Genomic DNA, 22,085 nt, shown 5'->3' on the forward strand with positions numbered 1-22,085 from the left:
ATGTCTGTCCTCCAGATCATTCACAACAAACCGAGCGATACGGCCGATGGAGACCCGGTCGTATCGAACAGAACATGACGACAACCATCGCACTACCGGCTGCATCGAAGAGCAGCTTCTTCTCTTTCGTCGCGCTGCTATTGGGCGCGGCGGCATTGGCATTGGGGGGCGTCTTCCTGCGCCACAGCGAACTGCCTCCGACGGCCAGCGCGGTCTACCGGGTCGCACTCGCCATCCCGATCTTCTTCCTGCTCGACATGCTCGCGGCCAGGGCCGAGCCGGCGCCGGCGGGCGGGCAGCAATCCGCGCGGCAATCCACGCCGGGCATTCCCTTCAAGCTCATCCTCGTGGGTTTCATCTTCTCGGGAAACCTCGCGCTCTATCACTGGTCGATGACGCTGACCACGCTGGCCAACTCGAACCTGCTGGCCAACCTGGCGCCCATCTTCGTGGTGCTCGGCTCCAGGATCTTTCTCGGCAAGAGGTTCAAGCGGGGCTTCCTGTTCGGCATGCTGTTCGCGCTGACCGGCGCGTTCATCCTCATAGGCCACAGGCTCGACTTCGGCTCCAGCTACATGGCGGGCAACCTGCTGGGGCTGCTCACTGCCGTCTTCTACGGCTCGTATCTGCTGGCGGTCAGCCTCGTGCGCTCCAACTACCGGACGATGACGGTCATGGCATGGAGCAGCGTCGGCACCTTCATCGTGCTGCTGCCTATCACGCTGCTGCGCGGCGAATCGCTGGTGCCGCACACGCTGCACGGCGTGCTGATGCTGGTGGCGCTCGCCGTGGTGTCGCACGTCGGCGGCCAGGGCCTCATCGCCTATGCGCTGGCCAAGCTGCCGGCCGCGATGTCGTCGATCACGCTGCTGATACAGCCCGTCATCGCAACGGTGTTCGGCGCCTACCTCTTCCACGAGTACCTGAGCGTCACCGAGTTCGTGGGAGCCGTGGTGATCCTGGCCGGCATCGTGACGGCCCGGCGTTTCTCCTGAGCAGCAACCCGCAAGCAAGCATCCAAGCAACCCCGCATTCCGCACAACCCGAGGAATTCATGTCCCAGTATCTTTGCCACATCGAACCCGACCGCCTCCAGTTCGAAGCCGACGTCATCGCGCGCCGGCCGAACGCAGTTCTTCTCGACAAGTCCTACTTCTATCCGGGCGGCGGCGGGCAACTGGCGGATCGCGGCACGCTGCAATGGAACGGCAGCACGGTGAAGATCGACCGCATCGAGATGGAGGGCAAGAATGCCTGGCACGTCTTCGACGAAGCGGACATCGGCAAGGCCCCCGCCGACAAGGTGGTCGCCAGCGTCGACCACGACTTCCGCTTCATGATGAGCCAGCTGCACACCGGCCTGCACATCCTCAACGCCCTGGTCTACCAGCGCTTCGAGGGCTCGCTGGTCACGGGCGTGCAGATGGCGGCCGACGGCACGGCCCGCATCGACTTCGACCTGCCCGCGGTCGACAACAACGAACTGCGCAAGCTCGAACCGGAGCTCAACAGCCTGATCTCCGATGGCCTGCACGTGAACGCGGTCTACCTCGATTCCGCGGCGCTGTCGCGCGAGCCGGGCGTGCTGCGCAGCCGCTCGGTCGCGCCGCCTCCGCAAGACGATGGCACCACGCGCATCATCGAGATCGTGGGCCTCGACCGGCAGGCCTGCGGCGGAACGCATCTCGTGAAAACCTCCCAATCGTCACCGCTGCGCATCCTGAAGATCGAGAACAAGGGACAGCACAACCGCCGGATCCGCATCGGCCTGCTCAAGCAAGCCTAGGCGGCAGGACATGCAGGCCGAAGCACCTCGGGAGGCAGGCTCCTTCCGCCCTTTGCCCGAGGGCTTCCTGCCCTCGAACTGCACCTACTCCGAGCAGGACTGGCCCGTTCTGGCCAGGCAGTGGTTCCCGGTCTGCCGCGCAGACGATGCGCTCGCCAGGCCCAGGCAGGTGGTGGTGCTGGGCCTGCGTCTTGTCGTCTACCGGATGCCCGACGGCATCCGCGTCGGCCGCGACATGTGCCCGCATCGCGGGCTGCCGCTGAGCGGCGGCCGCATCGAAGGCGGGGAACTCGTCTGCGCCTATCACGGCCTGCGGTTCGGTTCCGACGGCCAGTGCACGAAGGTGCCGGAGAAGCTCGCGCCGAAGACGGCGGATTGCTTCAGCGTCACGATGTTCCCGGCAATCGAACGGCACGGCCTTGTCTGGACCTGCCTGATTCCGGAGGAAGGAACGGAGGTTCCCGATGGAACTCCGGACTCGCCATTCAAACTTTCCAGCGAATACTTCGCTGAGTCGATGATTTTCGAATTTCGCGACGGAAGCGGAATCGTCGAACCTGAAAATCATCAATCGCTGAGAAATCTCGGACTCTCCGAGTACCAAAGGCTTCTCTCGGGAATTGGCTTCGGCAGCGAGACAAGCCCTCTTCCCTCATCTGCCGCCTGATCCCCATCGGGGCGGAAATTTTCGCCAATATCGCGGCGAATCCACCTGTCATGCTGCACCTCAAAGCGAGGCCTACACATGACGCAATCATTTCGCCAAGCAAGCACTGAAGTCCTTCCTCTATCGGGCATGGATCTCGACGTCCGTCCGGTGGAGCTGCTACTACGCCTGCGTCGCCTGTTGCTGTTCCTAGCCTGCTTTCGCAGGCATTGAGCGGCGGCCTTGCATCGAAGCCGGTCCGCACTCGTTCACACGAATTCCAAGAAGCACCAGATGACAGTTTTCTCCACCGAGTCTTTCGCGGACCACGAGCAGGTCGTTTTCATATCCGATGACAAGGTCGGGCTGCGGGCCATCATCGCCATCCACAGCACGCGGCTCGGGCCGGCGCTCGGCGGCTGCCGGATGTATCCGTATGCCGACGAAGCCTCCGCCCTGCGCGACGTGCTGCGGCTGTCGCGCGGCATGACCTTCAAAGCCGCTGCAGCGGGGCTGGGCCTGGGCGGCGGCAAGTCGGTGATCCTTGGCGATCCGCGCAAGAACAAGACGCCCGAGCTGCTGCGGGCCATGGGCGTGGCGGTCAACCGCCTCGGCGGCCGCTACATCACTGCCGAGGACGTGGGCACCACCGTCGACGACTTCGCCTGGGTGCGGCAGAGCACGCGGCACGTGGTCGGCCTGCCGGAGGCACTGGGCGGCACGGGTGATCCTTCGCCGACCACGGCGTTGGGTGTCTACCACGGCATCGTGGCCAGTGTTGAGCACCGGCTCGGTCGCGACCTGTGCGGGCTGACGGTGGCCGTGCAGGGCCTGGGCAACGTCGGCTGGAATCTCTGCCGGCTGCTCGCCGATGCGGGCGCGCACCTGGTGGTGACCGACATCGACGCTACGCTCGCGCACAAGGCTTCCGCCGAATTCGACGCGCGGGTGGTGGAGCCCGAGGCGATCTACGCCGTGCAGGCCGACGTGTTCGCGCCCTGCGCGATGGGTGCCGTCGTGAACGACCGGACCCTGCCGCAGATGAAGTTCCGGGTGATCGCCGGCGGCTCCAACAACCAGCTGGCGCGCGACGAACACGGCAGGCATTTGCGCGACAGGGAGATCCTGTACGCGCCCGACTTCGTGATCAACGCGGGCGGCCTCATCCGCGTGGCGTCGGAGCACGAGGGCTTCAATGCCGCCAAGGTGGATGCGCAGGTGCAGGGCATCGGCGCCACGCTGCACCGGATCTTCGAACTCGCCTCCCGCAGCGGCACGCCGACCCAGTCCGCGGCCATGCAGCTGGTGCAGGAGCGGCTGGGCGGACATGCCGCCGGCGGCATCCAAAGCAGCAGCGGCAGCAACAACAACCTGGCAGAGCGTGTCGCATGAACACCATAGAGATCCTTCGCGCCCTGGTGGCCTTCGACACGACCTCGCATCGCTCCAATCTCGACCTGATCCACTGGATCGCCGACTACCTCTCGAGGCACGGCGTCAAGGTGCAGCTCGTGCACAGCGACGACCGGCGAAAGGCGAACCTGCTGGCCAGCATCGGCCCCGACATTGCCGGCGGCATGGTGCTCTCGGGGCACAGCGACGTCGTGCCCGTGACCGACCAGAACTGGACGTCGAGCCCCTTCGCGCTCGCCGAGCGCAACGGCCGCTTCCACGGCCGCGGCGCGGCGGACATGAAGGGCTTCATCGCCGCCTGCCTCTCGGCCGTGCCCGCATGGCGGCGGCAACAGCTGCGCCGGCCGATCCACCTCGCCTTCTCCTACGACGAGGAGATCGGCTGCCTCGGCGTTCCGCAGCTCGTGGAGCAGCTGAAGGCCCAGGTGCCGGCGCCTGCGCTGGCCATCATCGGCGAGCCGACCGGGATGCGGGTCGGCGTGAGGCACCGCGGCTTCTTCGGGCACCGGGCCGTCTTCACCGGGCTGCCCGCGCATTCGAGCGACCCGTCGCTCGGCGCCAGCGCGATCGAGCCGGCGGCGTACCTGGTCACCCGCCTGGCCGGGCTGCGGCGTCGCCTGGCGGACCAGGGCGGCGAAGCCACCATCAACATCGGCCGCATCGACGGAGGCACGGCAATCAACATCGTGCCGGGCTGCTGCGAGGTGCTTTGGGAGTTCCGCCCGAAGGACGAGGCGACAGCCGAGCTCGTGCGCAGCACGGTCCGCGAAGCGCTGGCCGACCTGCCCGCGGGCGTCACCGTCGAGGCTTCGCAGGTCGCCGGCGTGCCAGCGCTCTCGGCGCGCGACAACGACGCGGCCGTCTCGGTGGCGCGCGAGCTCGGCGCCCTCTGGCCCGAGGCGGAACTGCCCTTCGGCACCGAGGCCGGCTTCTTCCAGCAGGTCGGCATCTCGACCGTGGTGTGCGGCCCGGGCTCCATCGCCCAGGCCCACCAGCCGGACGAATGGATCGCCGCGTCGCAGCTGCAGGCGGCCGACCGCTTCATGCAGTCGGCCGGCGCCTGGGCGCTGGCCAAGCCGGCCGCCCGTCTTACTTCAACCCTCAGGACAGCATGAAAAACATCGACGCAGCCGCGCTGGCGGACGCCACCAGCAACTTCTCTCCGCTCGCCCCCGGCGCCCCTGTGGCGCACGGCGTGCAAACCCGCGACGCCAGGCGCCGGACGATTCTTGCGGCGGTCATCGGCAACACGCTGGAGTGGTTCGATTTCGCCGTCTACGGCTTCTTCGCGCTCACCATTTCCAGGCTCTTCTTTCCCACGGGCGACGAGACCTCCTCGCTGCTGCTGACGGTGGCAACCTTTGGCGTGGGCTTCGTGATGCGGCCCATCGGCGCGGTGGTGCTGGGCGCGCTCGGCGACTCGCGCGGGCGCAAGGCCGCGCTGTCCACCACGATCCTGCTGATGGCGCTGGGCACGGCCATGATCGGCTTCGCGCCGACCTATGCCGACGCGGGCCTCTGGGCGCCCGCATGGATCGTGCTGGCAAGGCTGATCCAGGGCTTCTCCGCCGGCGGCGAGGTCGGCGGCGCGACGGCGTTCCTCGTCGAGCACGCGCCCAAAGGCCGCAGGGGTTACTTCGCGAGCTGGCAGCAGGCGAGCCAGGCCGGCGCGCTGCTGCTGGGCTCGGTCTTCGGTGCGACGCTCACCGACGTGCTGACGCCCGAGCAGCTCGAGGCGTGGGGGTGGCGAGTTCCGTTCCTGTTCGGCCTGATCATCGGGCCGGTGGGCTGGTACATCCGCACCCGGACCCAGGAGTCGGAGAGCTTCGTGCAGGCGAAGGCGGCGGCCCGGAGCCAGCACAGCCAGGCCTCGCCGCTGAGACGGGCGCTCGGCTCCTACCGCAAGGAAATCATCGCCGGCTTCGGCGTGACCATCGTGTGGACCGTGTGCACGTATTTCTTCCTCGTCTACATGCCGACCTACGCGGTGCGCACGCTGAAGCTGCCGCAGAGCGTGTCGCTGTGGGCCAACGGCGCGGGGCTGATGGTGCTGGTGGTGCTGGCGCCCTTCTTCGGCGCGCTGTCGGACCGGATCGGCCGCAGGCCCCTGCTGATCGGCTTCGCGGCCGCGATCCTGGTGCTGGCCTATCCGGCGCTGTGGCTCCTCACGGCCGTGCCCAACCCGTCGACCCTGACCATCGTGCTGCTGGTCTTCGCGGTGCTGATCGCCGGCTTCACCGGCCCCGCGCCCGCCGCCATGGCCGAGCTCTATCCGCCGGAGGTGAGGTCCACGGGCCTCTCCATTGCCTACAACTTCGCTGTCACGATCTTCGGAGGCTTCGCGCCGTTCATTGCAACGGCGCTGATCGCGCGGACCGGGAATCCGCTCGCTCCCGCCTGGTACGTGGTGTTCGCGGCGGCGGCCAGCCTGGTCGCGCTGCTGGCCGCCGGCTCGGCCCTGCGCAACAGGGACTGAGGCCGACGCTACCGATCGCTCGACCAATCAATCGATCGACAAATCGTCTCTCTCGAAAAAGAAAACACCACGCCACATGCCAGATCTAAAGAGCACCCTGAACCTGCTGACGACCTCGTTCCCGATGAAGGGAGACCTGCCCCGGCGCGAACCGGCGCTGGTCGAGCGCTGGGCGCGGCTGCGCATCTACGAGCGGATGCGCGCCGCGGCGGCAGGACGCCCGCCATTCATCCTGCACGACGGCCCGCCGTATGCCAACGGCGACATCCACATCGGGCACGCGGTGAACAAGGTGCTCAAGGACATGGTCTTCAAGAGCCGCTTCTTCGACGGCTTCGACGCGCAGTGGATTCCCGGCTGGGACTGCCACGGCATGCCCATCGAGCACCGCATCGAGCAGATGAACGGCCGGGGCCTGCCGACAGAGCAGGTGCAGCAGCTTTGCCGCGAATACGCGCACTCGCAGACGCAGAGCCAGAAGAAGGACTTCCTGCGCCTGGGCCTTCTCGGCGACTGGGACAACGCCTTTCGCACGATGGATTTCGAAACCGAGGCCAACGAGATCCGCTTTCTCGACTGCATCCGGCAGCGCGGCCTGCTGTTTCGCGGCCAGAAGCCAGTGAACTGGTGCGTCGATTGCCAGTCGGCATTGGCGGAGGCGGAGCTCGAATACGCGAACAAGCGCTCGACGACGGCGTACGTCGGCATGAAGGCAGTCGACGCGGCCGATCTGGCGTCGCGCTTCAAGTGCGCTCACGTTGCCGGCAAGCCGGCGCGCGTCGTGATCTGGACCACGACGCCGTGGACGCTGCCCGGCAACGCGGCGGTGGGCCTGGACCCGCAGGCCAGCTACGGCCTGTACGACTCTCCCGACGGCATGCTGGTGATGGCGGCGGAAACCGGCGGCAAGCTGCTGCAGGGCTTCGGTGTCGAGCACGAGCTCTGCGCGGTCGTGCCCGGCGCCGACCTGGTCGGCCTCGTGCTGAAGCATCCGCTGCACGACGCAGCAGTGCCCATGGTGGCGGCCGACTTCGTCTCGCTGGACACCGGCACCGGTCTCGTCCACCTCGCGCCGGCGCACGGCGCGGAAGACTTCGAGCTGTGCCGCGGCCTGGGCATCACCGGCGACAACGTGATCGACGGTGCCGGCCGCTTCGTGGCGAACCTGCCCGCCATCGGCGGCATGTCGCTCGAGGAAGGCAGCAAGGCCATTCTCGAAATGCTGAAGGCCGACGGCTCGCTGCTGCGGCAGGAGCGCATCGAGCATTCGTATCCCCATTGCTGGCGCCACAAGACGCCGATCCTCTTCCGCTCGACGACGCAATGGTTCATTGCCATGGACCATCCCGCGAAGGGCGACGAGCGCACGCTGCGCGAGACCGCGCGCGAGGCGATCAGGAACGTGCCGTTCTACCCTGCCTCGGGCCGCTCGCGCATGGAAGCGATGATCGACGGCCGGCCCGACTGGTGCGTCTCGCGGCAGCGCGCGTGGGGCGTTCCCCTCGCCTTCTTCGTCAGGCGCAGCGACAACTCGCTGCACCCCGAGACCTCGCGCCTCGTCGAGGAAGTGGCGCGGCGCGTGGAGCGCGAAGGAATTTCCGCCTGGACTCGGCTGAGTCCCGCGGACCTGGGCGTGGATGAGTCGGAGTTCGAAAAGCTGTCCGATACCCTCGACGTGTGGTTCGACTCCGGCTCAATCCACGCAACCGTCTACAGGGACCCGCGCCGCCCCGACGCGCACGGCCATCCGGCGGACCTGTACCTGGAGGGCTCCGACCAGCACAGGGGCTGGTTCGGCTCCTCGCTCATGACGGGCTGCGCGGCGGACGGCCGCGCGCCGTTCAAGGCCGTGCTGACGCATGGCTTCGCCGTCGACGGGAACGGCAAGAAGATGAGCAAGTCGCTGGGCAACACGGTCAGCCCCCAGCAGGTGGCCGGCACGCGGGGCGCGGAGATCATTCGGCTGTGGATCGCGAGCACCGACTATTCGACGGACATCTCCGTCTCGGAAGAGATCCTGGACCGCGTCGTCGAGATGTACCGGCGCATCCGCAACACGATCCGCTTCCTGCTGCTGAACGTGTCGGACTTCGATGCGGGCGCCGACCGGGTGCCCCTGGACTGTCTCGAAAGCGTCGACCGGCATGCGCTGGCCCGTTGCCGCGAACTGGCGCAGCAATGCCGCAAGGGCTACGGCGACTACGACTTCGTCTCGGTGACGCGGCTCGTTCACGGCTACTGCGCCGACGAACTTGGCGGCTTCTATCTCGACGTGCTGAAAGACCGCCTGTACGCCAGCGCGCGCGACAGCCGCGAAAGGCGCTCCGCGCAGACCGCGCTGCACATCATCCTGGAGAACCTGCTGCTGCTCGTAGCCCCCATCCTCAGCTTCACGGCCGAGGAAGCGTGGGCGGTACTGCGCGGATCGTCCGGGGAAGACAGCGTGTTCCTCCACACCTGGGACGAGGCCGTGCCGCCGGCTACCGACGATCCGGAAACCGCCGGGTTCTGGCGCCACGCGAGACAGCTCCGCCCGAGCGTGATGAAGGCCATCGAGGATGTCCGCTCATCCGGAAGCATCGGCCGCTCCGGGGAAGCGAGCGTGGTCATCGAGGCGCCCGCGGAAATCATCGAATCGCTTTCCATGCTTCGTTCGGAGCTGCCGGCCATCTTCATCGTTGCCGACGTGGCCTTGAAGGAAGCCGAGAGGGTCGACGTCAAGGTCAGGCGCACCGCTTCGCTGCGCTGCATGCGGTGCTGGCGGCACGATGCCTCCGTGCGTGACGACGCCGATGCCGAACAGGCAATGCTCTGCGGCCGGTGCACGACGGTGCTGGCCGGTCTTCCGGAGCTGTCGGGCGCCTGATGCGGGCGAGGCAGGCGCGTTGCTCAGGACGAGGCAGACGACGACTCGCCTGAACCGCCTGAACCGCCTTGGCCGCGCTCCGCGAGGAAATCGACGAACGCCCGCACCCGCGAAGGCAGCAGCCGGCCGTGCGGATACATCAGGCTGACGGGGCGTGAGCGCCCGCCGAAGGGCTGCAGCAGTTCCACCAGCTCGCCACTGGCCAGCTCCTTCTCGACCGTGAAGCGATAGGCCTGGAAGAGCCCCGCGCCGGCCTTGGCCAGCGTCACGCCGGCGAGCACGTCTTCCGCGCAGTTGTAGTGGCCCGTGGAGAAGACTTCCTTCTCGCGACCGTCCTCCATGAACAGCCAGGCGATCTGCCTGCCGCTGCTGGGCAGGTCGAACTGGATGCACTCGTGCTGCGCCAGGTCCGCGAGCGTGGCAGGCCGGCCCGCGCGCTGGAGATAGCCGGGGCTGGCGACGACGACCAGTTCGGCGTCTTCGAGGTGCCGGGCCACCATCGTCGAATCGGGCTGGGCCCGCAGGCGGATGGCGACGTCGAAGTTCTCTTCGCGGAAGTCGATGTTGCGGTTGCTGACGTGCACTTCCACGCGGATCAGCGGGTACTGCGCGCGAAACGCCGGCAGCAGCGGCAGCAGGCGGTGGTGGCCGTAGGTGGTGGGCGCGCTGATGCGGATGGTGCCGCTGGGCTGCACCTGCTCGCCCGTGACCTTGCGCTCGGCCTCCACCAGTTGCTGGAGCGCGGCACGGCATTGCTCGAAATATTCCCGGCCTGCCTCGGTGAGGCGGCTGCTGCGCGTGGAGCGCACGAACAGGCGCACGCCCAGGCGCTTTTCGAGGCGCGAGACCGACCGGCTGACCGCCGCGGGCGTCACGCCCGCGATGCTGGCTGCCGCCGTGAAGTTGCCCGACTCCGCCGCAAGGCAGAACAGCTCGATGCTGCCCAGCAGCACGTCGTCGAATTGCCGGTGCATATTCATTACGCCATGTATCAATACAAGTGCTCTGGAGCCTATTTTTTGCGCCTGACGTTGTCAATAAAGTCCCACTCAACCGGTGGGCACACAGAAAAAAGCCGCCGGCCTCCCTGAAACCCAACCCACTACGAGGTACTTCATGAGCAAGTCTGAACAGAACACCGCCGTCATCACCGGCGCCAGCAGCGGCATCGGCCTGGGCCTGGCCGAGGCATTCCTGAAGCGGGGCTACAACGTGGTCGGCACCGGCCGCTCCGCCGATCGCCTGCAGGCCGCGGCCCGCACGCTGGATGCGGGAGACCGCTTCCTCGCCGTGGCGGGCGACGCCGGCCGGCCCGAATCCGCGAAGAGTGTCTTCGAGCAAGCCATCGCCCGCTTCGGCAAGGTGGACGTGCTGGTGAACAACGCCGGCATCTTTGCCGCGCAGCCCTTCGTGCAGTTCACGCCCGAACAGATCGAGGAACAGATCGCCACCAACCTGAAGGGCGTGCTGTACGCATCGCAGGAGGCGGCCCGCCACATGATCGAGCGCAAGCGGGGAAAGATCGTCAACATCACGGCCGCGCTGGCGATGCAGCCGCACAGCGGTGTGCCGGCGCTGCTGGCGGTCGCGCTGAAGGGCGGCATCAACGACGCCACGCGTGCGCTGGCGCTCGAGCTGGCACCGCACGGCGTCACCGTCAACGCCGTCGCGCCGGGCCTGGTCGATACGCCGATGCACGCGCCGCAGTCGCACGACTTCCTGGCAAAGCTGGCGCCGCTCAATCGCATCGCGAGCGTGCGCGAGATCGCGGACGCGGTGCTCTACCTCGTCGAGGCCGACTTCGTGACCGGCACGGTGCTGCCGGTCGACGGCGGCTTCAGCGCAGGCCGCTGAGGCACTTTTTCATTCGCAAGCCAAAAGGAGAAAGACGCCATGCCATTCGTCAGCATCCGCATCACCCGCGAGGGCAACACCGCCGAGCAGAAGGCGCAAGTGATCAAGGAAGTCACCGAGACGCTGGAACGCGTACTGCACAAGCCTCCGGAGTGGACCCACATCACCATCGAGGAGATCGACACCGACAACTGGGGTTTCGCCGGCATCACCACCACCGAGATGCGCAAGGCCCAGGCTTCGGGCAGTCGTTAGGCGGCGACGCCGCACAGCGCTCAGGCCTTGCGCGATCCGCCGCGAGGCAAAAGAAAAAGCCCCGTCGATCAAACGATCGACGGGGCTTCATCAACTTGGCGGAACCGGAAGGTTTCGACCCTAATTCAGACTCGAATGGCCCGGCTTTTTCGCGCGATATACGGCACGCTTCACAACGGAGTCAGACACATCGAACATCAAAGCAATCGCATGCATCGTGTGCTCGCCAGTGGCGTACAACCGCACCACCTCAGCCTCAGCATCTAACGACAGCGCACGAGTTCGCCCTGGGAGATTCCCACGGTCTCGCGCCGCACGCTGGCCAGCGATAGACCTCTCTCGAATGATGCCACGCTCAAGCTGCGCAACGGCACCCAGAATCTGAATAACAAACGACCCCATCGCAGTGGTCGTATCAAGCGGCTCAGTCAGGCTCTTCACGAGCGCACCGGCTAGCCGAATCTCTTCCAAGATCGCAAGCAAGTCGGGCAAGGACCGAGCCACCCGATCCAGCTTGTACACCATGAACACGTCGCCGGGCCGAAGCTCCCGAAGGCAACGCCTCAACTCCGCTCGCTCCCCAACGCTAGACGTCTTTTCCTGAAAGATGACCTCAGCACCAGCAGCCCTCAGCGCATCAATTTGCAAATGCGTCTCCTGCTCACGAGTCGAAACCCGCGCGTACCCAATCAGCATAAACACCCTTCCGAGGCGGGATCAAAAGCGCAACCTCCCTCCGTTAGACACGCCCAATCCCAACGCGCTTAGGCCCCGAGCGCACCGCTAAGGCTCACTGCTACGCCGTGGACCCCACCTCACCCCGCGCTATTGTTTTAATAGCATAGTACATTTGGCAACATGAAGACGCCACTACTCGCGATCACCCTCTTTTCAGCAAGCGCAGCCTTTGGCCAGCCGGTGAACCTCAACCGATGCCAGACGGACAACACCTTCGCCTACTGGACCCCAGACGCGTGCGCACAAGGTGACGACAACAACGGGAGTTTCCTGCTAACAGAAACAGCACGGAACTTCACGGAACACGTGAAGCACGCTGAATGCCTATGGCGCGCATCGGTATCAGACAACAAACTCTACGGCCCCCCGCCACGAGGCCAGAGCAGACGGACACGACCGCACCCCGAGTGCGACTACCCCACCCCAAAATGAGCCTCACACGCGCCGACACGCGAAGCCGCTCTCAGCCGCCAGCGTAGCGAACTGCGCATAGCGCTGCGCAGCAGCATCGACCATCACCGCTTCGGTCGTTCGCTTCACCAGCGGGTCAGGCTCGCTGTAGAGCATCCACATGGTGTTGAACTTATTGCACATGTGTTGCACTACTACATGACCCTGCGGTAGCTCCCACGCCATGCCGATAGCATCGGCCATCGAAACACCTGGGAAATGCATCGTCATCGCGGGAGGCGGCGTCAGCCCTTGCGTGCTATCCCACATGCGCGCCCCGAACTCACCGTTCTCATGGTCCTTGGTGAGGTACTTCGACACGTAACCCGCGATCTTGGCCGGGCTGCGGTAGCGATTGAATCGGCCGTCTTTGCCACCGACGAAGCAAAGGCCATTGTTCCGACCGACCACATCGCGCCACAAGGCCGTGCCGACCTTCCAGCTGACCACCCTGCCGCCACGAAACTGCATGAGCATGGGAAGGCGGTCACAGGCCACGTGAACGTGCCACGCACCGCGTTCCTGCCGTTCGAAGCCCCACACCCCACGGAAGCCGGGAATGGCCCTGCGCATCTTGCGCAGCCACGCCGCGAAGTGTTTGCGGCAGAGGGCGAGATCCTGCTGATTCTCCCGGTAGGTGATCGTCAGCATTTCATTGAAACCCGCCTGCTTGATCTTCCAGCGACAGCCCCTCTTTGCACGCTGACCGCTTTTCCAGCGGGAGCGCTTAGCCTTTTCCTCGAGGCGCTTTTGTTCCTCGAGCGTGCCGGTCTGATCGACCTCGGAAACCCATGCGTCAGGGTCATCAGGATCGCTGGTGCCCGGGATAAAAAGATAGCGCGGCTGGATCAACGTCTCGCGCTGCCCATTGTCAAACACCTGCATGCGCACCTTGACTCCATCCTGAACTTTCTCGCACCAAAGACCTTTGTGCTTTACCATCGCGCTCATACCGTGATCCCTCGAAAACGTTGCGGTATCCCGTCCCCGGTGGCCTGCCAGCTACGCGGGGACTTTCTTTTGGGCTTCGCCCTATCGACCCGACCGGGTTGCGTACCCCCATGTCGAGATGTGTTCTTTTAATAAATTAAGGCCGCGCTGCGCGCGGCCTTGGCCCGCACTACGTGCTGGTCCTGCGGCCGGCTCAGCGCGTGCCCCATCGCATCCGCAGCCGCACACGAACGACAGGAGCCCGCAGCCGCGGGCGTGTTGCTTCACGTTGGACACGGAGGCCGGGGCACGTAAACACAGTGCGCCACTCGGAGGCGTGTCTGCGCTTCGCTCCGACGTTGGCTTAGCAGTAGCGCGAGCGCTGGCGCAGGGGCACGTAAAGAGCATCCCGCAGCCAAGACGGCCGTAGTACAGGGTGATCATTCGCCGCCGGTCTGGAATGACCACTTGGAGCCCGGCTGCACCCGAGGTTGCGGCGCTGGTGCCGGTGCGGCCGCGATGGCCGTAGGCGCACCGGGAGACTTGCCGCCACTGTCGATCAAGACAATGCCGGAAGGCGCAGGAAGGGCCGTTTCCGGGCTTTGGCGGGGGGTCTGCGGCTGATCGAAGGCCCGACGCTCACCTTCAGCCGCGAAGGCGTAAAACGCCCCATGCTTGACCAAAGCCTCACACATCGCCTGATCGATCGGATAGGGCGTGGCGTCCTGGGTGAAACATTTGCAGCCCTTCGACGGCATCGAAATGCACGCCGCAGCGACGGGCACACGCTTCGGCTCAGTGAGCTTGTCATAGACCGGCGCAGTGTGCATCAGGCCCTCAATGCGCGGGCGATAGCTCGCAGCGTATTCCGCAGGGGTTGAAGGCCGCTCACGCGCTGCACCTGAGGCCCCTGCAACCGCACCGGACGCCGAGGCAGAACCAGCAGCAACGGCAGGAGCCTTGTGCGTTCGATCCCACAGCAGCTTACCCGCCATGTACATCATCGACAGCGCTACAGGCACGCCGACCACGACCATCCAGAACTGTTTAGGAATCTTGCGCTTGCCGGTATGCAGCTCAGCGCTGTCGTACCAGTCGTACACCTCTTTCGGCTGACCGCGCATGGTCACCTGCGCCGACTTGCCGGAACCGTCTTTCTCGCAGGTGTTGTTGACAGCCGACCACTGAAGCACGCTGGTCATGTTCGACGCACCGAACGCACGCTTCAGGTGCTGGTGCCAGCCGGGCGAGCCGACGAGCTTCGTGACGAAGCTATCGATGTTGCTGGGGTGCTGGGTGAGCAAGAAGAAGTCAAAGCCGCGTGCACGGTGCTCGGCGAGCTTGCTGACGTAGAGCGGGACCGCCGAACCGTTGGGCCGCTTGGGCAGATCGAGATGGCACTCATCCATCAGGAAGATGGTGCCGTCCGGCTCTGCCTGCCAGTCCTTGAAATCGATCAACTTCCAGCCGAACTCTTTGAGCTTTTCAGGCTTGAGTTTGAATCGACCGTTATAGCAAACGGGGCGCAACTCCTTCATCTGCATCTCACGCACATCCTTGAGCGTGAACAGGGTCTTACACGAGCCGTTGGCCCCGGTGCGGAGATACAGCATTACTTAATCACCCAGCGCTTGACCTTGTCGTTCGTGACGCCGGTCACCACGGCCCGCGCAACGATGGCACTCATCACGATGCTGATGGCGACGCCAACCTTCATGTACGACAGCAGGTTGACCACATCGGCCCCCATGCCCTGCAACGCTGCGACGGCCTGCGACTTGAGATAGCCCAAGCTGGCATTCATGCCGGTGTACGTCGCGACACCAATGCCCAGGCGGAGCAGCACCTGCCCGGCAAGCGACCCGGAGACCCACAGCAGGCCCCGCAACAACAACGCGATGATCAATGGCATGGTTACCCCCTTGTGACGATGCGAGCGCCCAGCAGGAATGCGAAGGCAACAAGGATTTGGCCGAAGATGGCCAACGGATCACACAGGACGTTGAAAGGCAAGGCCACGCTGTAGCCACGCACGCTCACCGTCTTGTTCAGGCTGCACCCGCCACCGCCGAGCGCATCGGAAGTATCGAAGCTACCCGGGCCGATACTGAACTCGGCATTGTTCGGACTGTCCGCCATCACGTTGCCCGTCTTCTGCCCCTCCGCAGTCGCCCAGGTGGACGGCTCGGCATCAGTGCGAAGGACTTCGCAATTGCGCTTGTGCTGTTCCAACGCCATAGCATTGAGGATCGGATCCTCACCCTTGATGACGAAACCAGCAACACAGTTTCCAGTGAGGCCACCGCCGCCCTCGACGCCCGTTCCCGTCGACGCGCAGACCTTGTTTCCGGGATCGGCATTGCACTTCGCGCCGATAGTCTCTTTTTTCTCATCGACCTTGACGGTGCCAATGATCGCGCCCGTCGCATCGCGGTTGGTCGTCTCCTTCGTGGTCGTACAAATGCCCGCATTGCACTTCGTCGTTTCCTTCGTCGTCGTGCTGGTGCCGTCCGCGTTCTTTGTCTCAGTGCCTTGGACTCCCTCGATGCCCTTGTCAGGCTCGCGCTTGATGCAAACGCTCGTACCGTTCAACGATCCCGGAAAACCATCAGGACATGGGTTCGGGTCTGCCTTTGGTTGCGCATCCGTCGCTGGCTCATCCGAACAGGTTGCACCGGTCGGAACACCCGTCGCAGACCAATCACGCAACAACGGGTCACCCTCACGCGGCACCGCAATCGTGTTGTTGAGCGTCATCTGACAGCCCTTCACCGCGTCAGGCCCCTCGAATGGCGGGTACGGCTTATAACAAGACGCGCCCGGCAACGCCGAAGCACTCCCAACCGTACCCCTCTGAGTGAACGGATTCTTTGCAGCAGCGTGCTGCTGACAAAACTGCTCAAGATCGCTAAGAGGCGCAACACAGGAGGTATGCGTGGAATCTTCCACGTACGGCGACGTGCACTGACACGCCGAACCCGACAACGTGCTGTTTGCAGGACAGGCACCACCGCGTGTCCCTTGTGCATACGAGACAGCTTGCAACGGCCCACTGCTGCCACGTGCCTTGCGTTGCACGTCACATCTGAGCCCGGGCACATTGGCAACCGCACTCACGTAGTCATAGACCGCCTGAGCACCATTGAGATAGCCGATGTAGTCATCGCACGATGACTGCTGACTAGTAAACCAAGGACGCCCGGAACCAACCACTTGATACTCCGGAACAGTCGGCACCAGAGCGCTCGCGGCAAACGACGCCAGGAGCAAAACCGCCCCGACGATCAGACAGAAAAAATGAGCCATAGCGCCCCGAGGATTGCAATGATGACGAACAGTCCCATGACGTTTTGCCCTGTGCGAAGCAGTCGGCGACCGCTTTGAACAAGGCACCTGCAGGCGTCCCCGCAGATGCGCTCAGCGGTGGATCAGCTCAGGGCCGAACGCACCCACTTGAAGGCCTTCACCGCGCCGTAGATCAGCAGCACGGCCACGCCGATCAGGCCCACGGGGGCGGCTTGTGCGCCGATGTCGGTCACGACTGCAGCCACGTCCACAGCGGCAGCGTTCGCGCCGCCAACGATGGTCAGAGCACCAGCGGCAACCAGGCCGCGAATCACGTTTGCATTCATTTCAGTTTTCCTACTCAGGTTGGTTTCCATCGGAAGTACTGAGCGTCTTCAGGACCATTCGCACGGCCCATCCAACGACCCAGACCGCGCTGATGGCGAGCGCGATTTGTGCGCCTTCTTCCAGCGTGAGCTGGAGAGGAGGCAAAGAGAGTTCGTGCACCACGGTGACGGTGCACGCAGAAGCGCAATCGATGACGGTGGGGTCAGCCATGGCGTACACGCTTCGGAGCGGTCAACGTGGAGAGAACCCACATGCACGCGATGGCTGAAGGGACCGCCAGCGTGAACGCGATGGCGTGGAACATCAGGCGCCTGCTGCGCTAGGTTGCGGCTTGCCGCCCTTCGGAGGCAGAGGGGTCAGCCCGACCAGCTTCGCCACGATGCGGCCTTGGTTCTCGCCGAAGGACGCAGCCTCGAGGGCGAATGCGCCGGTGTACGTACCGGGCTTCGCGACCTCTTCCAACTGCTTAGGGATGACCAGCACGCCGACCGCCGCCACGGTTCCGTCATCGTTGATCAGCACGCACTGCGCCTCAGGAATCTTGTACGGCTGGCCGGACTTTTTCGAGGTGCCCTCTTTGGTGTTGACCACGAGAATTTGAAGAATGGATTGCATGGTGTGTTCGTCCTGGGAAGACGCAGCCAAATCGACTGCCGGATGCTCGCGTTGGAAGCGAGCAACGAGCGGGCGACTCAGCCAGTTAGGCATGCGCTCCCCGGACTGGGGAAGCCACGGTGGCACCAGCAAGCGCACGCGGATGGTCCGGACACACGCCACCAGCACGCACTTCAAACCCATGCTTCCGACAGCTGGTGTACGGCGTGATGCCGATGCCACCCTCATCAGCAAGCTGCGAATGCTTGCAGTCCCTGCAGCTAGGCCGTCCTTGTGGCGACACGTAGCCAGCTGCGAAATGCGCGGCGACCATACGCATCACCGACTCCCCGACTTGGGGACGCGCGAAATACGCCGCTTGATCGCGGCCAACTGGCGCAGCTGCCAAGCGTTGAGGGGAGGAAGGCCGGACTTCCCCGGACTGGGGAACGGCAGCGGGAGGGTGCGGCTGTCTGTTTGGTCGCGCATGTAAGACTCCTAGAATGAGCAATCAGCTACTGAAGCAAATTGCTATAGGTAGCAGCCTATCACACACGGAAGCACTTTGCTACACCCCATGGACGTAAAACAACTCATCGAGGCCGCCGCCGAGATCGCAGGCAGCCAAGTCAAGCTGGCAGCACTTCTAGACATGGCTGCACCGACACTGATCCAGATGAAAAACGGCACTAGGCCGTGCAACTGGCGAGTGCGCGGCAAGCTACGGGCAGTCCTGGGAGAAGACCCGACACGCGCCTTCATCACCGCGATGGCGGAAGACCTCGAACAGTCGGAAAGGGAAGACGAGAAACAAGCCGCAGAAGGCTTTAAGGCGATGCTCGCCGCCTTCCCAGAGAATGAAAAAAGCCCCGTCAATCCTGAGATCAACGGGGCTTCATCAACTTGGCGGAACCGGAGGGATTCGAACCCTCGATGAGGCTCTACACCCCATACTCCCTTAGCAGGGGAGCACCTTCGGCCACTCGGTCACAGTTCCTGAAAGAAGCCGAGATTATGCCACTACTTAGGCGCCCGGCTGATCCAGATCGAAGGCTTTGTGCAGTGCGCGCACTGCCAATTCCATATATTTTTCGTCGATCACGACCGAAGTCTTGATTTCGCTGGTCGAGATCATCTGGATGTTGATGCCCTCTTCGCTCAGCACGCGGAACATCTTGCTCGCAACGCCCACGTGGCTGCGCATGCCGATGCCCACGATGCTGACCTTGCAGATCTTGGTGTCGCCGACCACTTCGGTCGCGCCCAGCGAGGGCATCACCTTCGACTGCAGCAGGTCGATCGTCTTCGCGTACTCGTTGCGGTGAACGGTGAAGCTGAAGTCGGTCTTTCCGTCCTTGCTGAGGTTCTGGATGATCACGTCGACTTCGATGTTGGCGTCGGCCACGGCACCGAGGATGTGATACGCGATGCCCGGCTTGTCGGGCACGCCGAGCACCGAGATCTTGGCTTCGTCGCGGTTGAATGCGATGCCGGATACGACGGCTTGTTCCATGTTTTCGTCTTCCTCGAAAGTGATCAGCGTGCCGGACTTGGCCTCTTCATTGATGTCGATGTCCCACGGCGTGAAGCTCGAAAGCACGCGCAGCGGCACCTTGTACTTGCCGGCGAATTCCACCGAGCGGATCTGCAGCACCTTGGAGCCCAGGCTCGCCATTTCGAGCATTTCCTCGAAGCTCACCGTGGTCAGGCGGCGCGCATCGGGCTCGACGCGCGGATCGGTCGTGTACACGCCGTCGACGTCGGTGTAGATCAGGCATTCGTTCGCCTTCATTGCCGCGGCGATGGCCACGGCCGATGTGTCGCTGCCGCCGCGACCCAGCGTGGTGATGTTGCCGTCGTCGTCGACGCCCTGGAAGCCGGTGATGACCACCACCTTGCCGGCGTTCAGGTCGGCCATCACGCGCTCGTTGTCGATGCTCTCGATACGGGCCTTGGTGTAGGAGTTGTCGGTGCGCACCGAAACCTGCCAGCCCGCGTAGCTCACGGCCTCGACGCCCTCGGCCTGCAGCGCGATGGCCAGCAGCGCCGACGAAGCCTGCTCGCCGGTGGAAGCCAGCATGTCGAGCTCGCGGTTGTGGGCCACGCCGGGTTTGCTGGGCGCCAGCTCCTTGGCCAGGCCGAGCAGGCGGTTGGTCTCGCCGCTCATGGCACTCGGAACCACGATCATCTGGTGGCCTGCGCGCGCCCACTTGGCGACACGCTTGGCGACATTCTTGATGCGCTCGGTCGAGCCCATCGACGTACCGCCGTATTTGTGAACGATCAATGCCATGGGTGAAATCAGAGAAAAGAAAAGGGCCGCTGGATAGGCGGCGCCCTGCAAGCGGTCAGAGCGAAGTCTTCGGCGAGGGCGGGGCATTGTACCAATGCAGCAAATCGCCCTTCCGCTCGACGAAACCGGTAGCCACCTTGAGGTGGATGCGATGGCCGCGCGTGGTGCAGGCGCGGACCTGGTCGAGCAGCTGTTCGAGCTGCGCTGCGCTCGGCGCGCAGCCGTGCGATTGCGCCAGCCAATGGCGCAGCACATTGGCCTGCCGGGCACGCGACAGCGCCTGAAGTATGGCGATGCGCGGTGGGCTGCCGACGCCTTCCAGGTCCTGCGCCGCGAGTTCGCTCAGCAGTTGCTGCGCCTGCGCGGCATGGCCCACGCTGCGCGCAAAAGTGGCGCGGAACTGCGGAAAGGCCTGCTCCAGCGCGGGCAGCAGCACGGAGCGGATGCGGTTGCGGGTGTAGCGCGCGTCGTCGTTGGTCGGGTCCTCGATCCAGGGCAGATCGCGCCCGGCCAGCCATTCGCGGATCTCGCCCCCTGGCACCGCGAGCAGCGGCCGGTAGATGTCGAGCCCGTTGCGCTGCGCCAGCGCCGGCATGGCGGCCAGCCCCGGCAGCCCCGCGCCGCGCGACAAGGCGAGAAGCAGCGTCTCGACCTGGTCATCGGCATGGTGCCCCAGCGCCACCGACCGGATCGCCGCCCTCGCCCCGTCGGCACGCGCCATTTCGGCGAATGCCGCGTAACGGGCTCGGCGAGCCGCGTCTTCAGGGCTTTCACCGGACGCATGCCGCGCATCGACGCGATGGACGACCAACGGCACACCCAGGCGCTCGCAGATCGCATGGCAATGCTGCTCGAAGCCATCGGCCGCCGCCTGCAGCCCGTGATGTACATGGAAGGCGACCACCTGCCCTGGCCAGCGCAACACGCAGGCAGCCAGCAAGGCGGTCGAATCGGCGCCGCCGCTGAACCCCACCGCCAGCGGCCAATGCGCCGGCTCGAACGCGGCAATGGCGCGTTCGAAAGTGGAGTTCATGGCGCGCCTGCGGGTTACCTGCCGTTGCTGTCGGCCTTGGTGTCGTTGAAGCGGCCGTAGCTCTGCAGGCGCTCGTAGCGGCGCTCCAGCAGTTCCTTCGGCTTCAGGTCGCTGACCTGGCGGAAGGCGTCGTTGAGGGCGCGCTTGAGGAACGCGGCCATCTGGCGATGGTCGCGGTGCGCGCCGCCCACGGGCTCGTTCACGATCTTGTCGACCAGGCCCAGCGCCTTCAGGCGGTGCGCGGTGATGCCCAGCGCATCGGCCGCTTCCTGCGCCTTCTCGCCGGTCTTCCAGAGGATGGAAGCGCAGCCTTCGGGGCTGATCACCGAATAGATCGAGTACTGCAGCATCAGCAGTTGGTCGCCGACCGAGATGGCCAGCGCGCCGCCGGAGCCGCCCTCGCCGATGATGGTGACGATGATCGGCACCTCGAGCTGCGCCATCTCGAAGATGTTGCGGCCGATGGCTTCCGACTGGCCGCGCTCCTCGGCGTCGATGCCGGGGTATGCGCCGGGGGTATCGACGAAGGTGAAGACCGGCAGCTTGAACTTCTCGGCCGTCTTCATCAGGCGCAGCGCCTTGCGGTAGCCCTCGGGCTTGCTCATGCCGAAGTTGCGCGCGGTGCGCTCTTTCGTGTCGCGGCCCTTCTGGTGGCCGATGACCATGCAAGGCACGCCGTTGAAGCGGGCCAGGCCGCCCACGATCGACAGGTCGTCCGAGAAATGGCGGTCGCCGTGCAGTTCGACGAAATCGGTGAAGATTTCGTTGACGTAGTCCAGCGTGTAGGGGCGCTCCGGATGCCGTGCGATCTTGGTGATCTGCCAGGGCGTCAGGTCGCTGTAGATGTCCTTGGTGAGCTGCTGGCTCTTCTTGCCGAGCTGATCGATTTCTTCAGAGATGTCGACCGCGGATTCGGTCTGCACATAGCGCAATTCTTCGATCTTTGTTTCGAGCTCGGCAATCGGCTGCTCGAAGTCGAGGAAGGTTCGTTTCGCCAACGTCTTCTCCTGTTTTATTTCAATTTGCCAAACACCCGCCTGCCTGCCGCATCCCTTCCAGGAACACCAAGGAACCGGCTTTGCCGGGCCTTAGGTGTTACCCCCTTGAGGGGGTTGGCG

At 64.6% G+C, this 22,085-nt stretch carries 22 protein-coding genes and 1 tRNA gene; 10 read left to right on the top strand and 13 right to left on the bottom strand.

Annotated elements, in window-relative coordinates; translation table 11 throughout:
* Positions 1–74 precede the first annotated feature (74 nt).
* The 7 genes from FHT32_RS21635 (at position 75) to ileS (ending at position 9,187) form a co-directional block, all read left to right on the top strand.
* The gene (locus FHT32_RS21635) at positions 75–995 is read left to right on the top strand and encodes a DMT family transporter (protein WP_176666670.1); all 921 of its coding nucleotides are present in this window, start codon (positions 75–77) and stop codon (positions 993–995) included.
* Between the two features lie 59 nt (positions 996–1,054).
* Positions 1,055–1,786 carry an alanyl-tRNA editing protein gene (locus FHT32_RS21640; RefSeq protein ID WP_176666671.1) on the top strand — a complete coding sequence of 244 codons (732 nt, stop codon included), beginning with the start codon at positions 1,055–1,057 and terminating at the stop codon, positions 1,784–1,786.
* A gap of 10 nt (positions 1,787–1,796) precedes the next feature.
* Positions 1,797–2,453, top strand: coding sequence for a Rieske 2Fe-2S domain-containing protein (locus FHT32_RS21645; protein WP_176666672.1), 657 nt, complete (start codon positions 1,797–1,799; stop codon positions 2,451–2,453).
* 273 nt (positions 2,454–2,726) lie between these two features.
* A complete protein-coding gene (locus FHT32_RS21650) occupies positions 2,727–3,824 on the top strand; it encodes an amino acid dehydrogenase (protein ID WP_176666673.1) in 1,098 nt (365 codons plus the stop codon).
* Complete coding sequence (argE, locus tag FHT32_RS21655; protein ID WP_176666674.1) at positions 3,821–4,960, top strand: acetylornithine deacetylase; 1,140 nt, start codon at positions 3,821–3,823, stop codon at positions 4,958–4,960. Before FHT32_RS21650 ends, argE begins: the two co-directional genes overlap by 4 nt.
* A complete protein-coding gene (locus FHT32_RS21660) occupies positions 4,957–6,321 on the top strand; it encodes an MFS transporter (protein ID WP_176666675.1) in 1,365 nt (454 codons plus the stop codon). The genes argE and FHT32_RS21660 overlap by 4 nt, the downstream gene beginning before the upstream one ends.
* A 76-nt stretch (positions 6,322–6,397) precedes the next feature.
* Positions 6,398–9,187, top strand: a complete 2,790-nt coding sequence (gene ileS, locus FHT32_RS21665) for an isoleucine--tRNA ligase (RefSeq protein WP_176666676.1) — start codon at positions 6,398–6,400, stop codon at positions 9,185–9,187.
* Between the two features lie 23 nt (positions 9,188–9,210).
* Here the strand turns inward: ileS and FHT32_RS21670 are convergent, their stop codons facing one another.
* Positions 9,211–10,161: a LysR family transcriptional regulator gene (locus tag FHT32_RS21670; RefSeq protein WP_176666677.1), complete on the bottom strand. Its 951-nt coding sequence runs from the start codon at positions 10,159–10,161 to the stop codon at positions 9,211–9,213.
* Positions 10,162–10,303: 142 nt separating this feature from the next.
* Here FHT32_RS21670 and FHT32_RS21675 point away from each other — a divergent pair, with 142 nt between their 5' ends.
* A complete protein-coding gene (locus FHT32_RS21675) occupies positions 10,304–11,041 on the top strand; it encodes an SDR family NAD(P)-dependent oxidoreductase (RefSeq protein ID WP_176666678.1) in 738 nt (245 codons plus the stop codon).
* Positions 11,042–11,080: 39 nt separating this feature from the next.
* Positions 11,081–11,296 (top strand): 4-oxalocrotonate tautomerase family protein, encoded by a 216-nt coding sequence (locus FHT32_RS21680; protein ID WP_176666679.1) that lies wholly within the window; start codon positions 11,081–11,083, stop codon positions 11,294–11,296.
* Between the two features lie 120 nt (positions 11,297–11,416).
* Here the strand turns inward: FHT32_RS21680 and FHT32_RS21685 are convergent, their stop codons facing one another.
* The 8 genes from FHT32_RS21685 to FHT32_RS21720 form a co-directional block, all read right to left on the bottom strand.
* Positions 11,417–11,992, bottom strand: a complete 576-nt coding sequence (locus FHT32_RS21685) for a recombinase family protein (protein ID WP_176666680.1) — start codon at positions 11,990–11,992, stop codon at positions 11,417–11,419.
* A gap of 477 nt (positions 11,993–12,469) precedes the next feature.
* Positions 12,470–13,435, bottom strand: coding sequence for a hypothetical protein (locus FHT32_RS21690; RefSeq protein ID WP_176666681.1), 966 nt, complete (start codon positions 13,433–13,435; stop codon positions 12,470–12,472).
* Between the two features lie 419 nt (positions 13,436–13,854).
* Complete coding sequence (locus tag FHT32_RS21695; RefSeq protein WP_176666682.1) at positions 13,855–15,027, bottom strand: zonular occludens toxin domain-containing protein; 1,173 nt, start codon at positions 15,025–15,027, stop codon at positions 13,855–13,857.
* Positions 15,027–15,326, bottom strand: a complete 300-nt coding sequence (locus tag FHT32_RS21700) for a DUF2523 domain-containing protein (protein WP_176666683.1) — start codon at positions 15,324–15,326, stop codon at positions 15,027–15,029. The genes FHT32_RS21695 and FHT32_RS21700 overlap by 1 nt, the downstream gene beginning before the upstream one ends.
* 2 nt (positions 15,327–15,328) lie before the next feature.
* A complete protein-coding gene (locus tag FHT32_RS21705) occupies positions 15,329–16,171 on the bottom strand; it encodes a hypothetical protein (protein WP_176666684.1) in 843 nt (280 codons plus the stop codon).
* Positions 16,172–16,842: 671 nt separating this feature from the next.
* Positions 16,843–17,046, bottom strand: coding sequence for a major capsid protein (locus FHT32_RS21710; protein WP_176666685.1), 204 nt, complete (start codon positions 17,044–17,046; stop codon positions 16,843–16,845).
* A gap of 10 nt (positions 17,047–17,056) precedes the next feature.
* Positions 17,057–17,257, bottom strand: a complete 201-nt coding sequence (locus FHT32_RS21715) for a hypothetical protein (RefSeq protein WP_176666686.1) — start codon at positions 17,255–17,257, stop codon at positions 17,057–17,059.
* Between the two features lie 93 nt (positions 17,258–17,350).
* Complete coding sequence (locus FHT32_RS21720) at positions 17,351–17,662, bottom strand: cellulose synthase (protein ID WP_176666687.1); 312 nt, start codon at positions 17,660–17,662, stop codon at positions 17,351–17,353.
* 556 nt (positions 17,663–18,218) lie between these two features.
* On the opposite strand from FHT32_RS21720, the gene FHT32_RS21725 reads away from it, so the two are divergent.
* Complete coding sequence (locus tag FHT32_RS21725; protein WP_176666688.1) at positions 18,219–18,578, top strand: hypothetical protein; 360 nt, start codon at positions 18,219–18,221, stop codon at positions 18,576–18,578.
* Here the strand turns inward: FHT32_RS21725 and FHT32_RS21730 are convergent.
* From FHT32_RS21730 to FHT32_RS21745, 4 genes are all read right to left on the bottom strand, one after another.
* Positions 18,546–18,638, bottom strand: a tRNA-Ser gene (locus tag FHT32_RS21730). The two genes, FHT32_RS21725 and FHT32_RS21730, sit on opposite strands and share 33 nt — an antisense overlap.
* Before the next feature lie 27 nt (positions 18,639–18,665).
* Positions 18,666–19,934 (bottom strand): aspartate kinase, encoded by a 1,269-nt coding sequence (locus tag FHT32_RS21735; RefSeq protein ID WP_176666689.1) that lies wholly within the window; start codon positions 19,932–19,934, stop codon positions 18,666–18,668.
* Between the two features lie 55 nt (positions 19,935–19,989).
* Positions 19,990–20,967, bottom strand: a complete 978-nt coding sequence (gene tilS, locus FHT32_RS21740; protein ID WP_176666690.1) for a tRNA lysidine(34) synthetase TilS — start codon at positions 20,965–20,967, stop codon at positions 19,990–19,992.
* A 14-nt stretch (positions 20,968–20,981) separates the two neighbouring features.
* A complete protein-coding gene (locus FHT32_RS21745; protein WP_176666691.1) occupies positions 20,982–21,965 on the bottom strand; it encodes an acetyl-CoA carboxylase carboxyltransferase subunit alpha in 984 nt (327 codons plus the stop codon).
* Positions 21,966–22,085 lie beyond the last annotated feature (120 nt).

The organism is Variovorax sp. SG517 (assembly GCF_013376045.1).
Taxonomy (GTDB): Bacteria; Pseudomonadota; Gammaproteobacteria; order Burkholderiales; family Burkholderiaceae_C; genus Variovorax.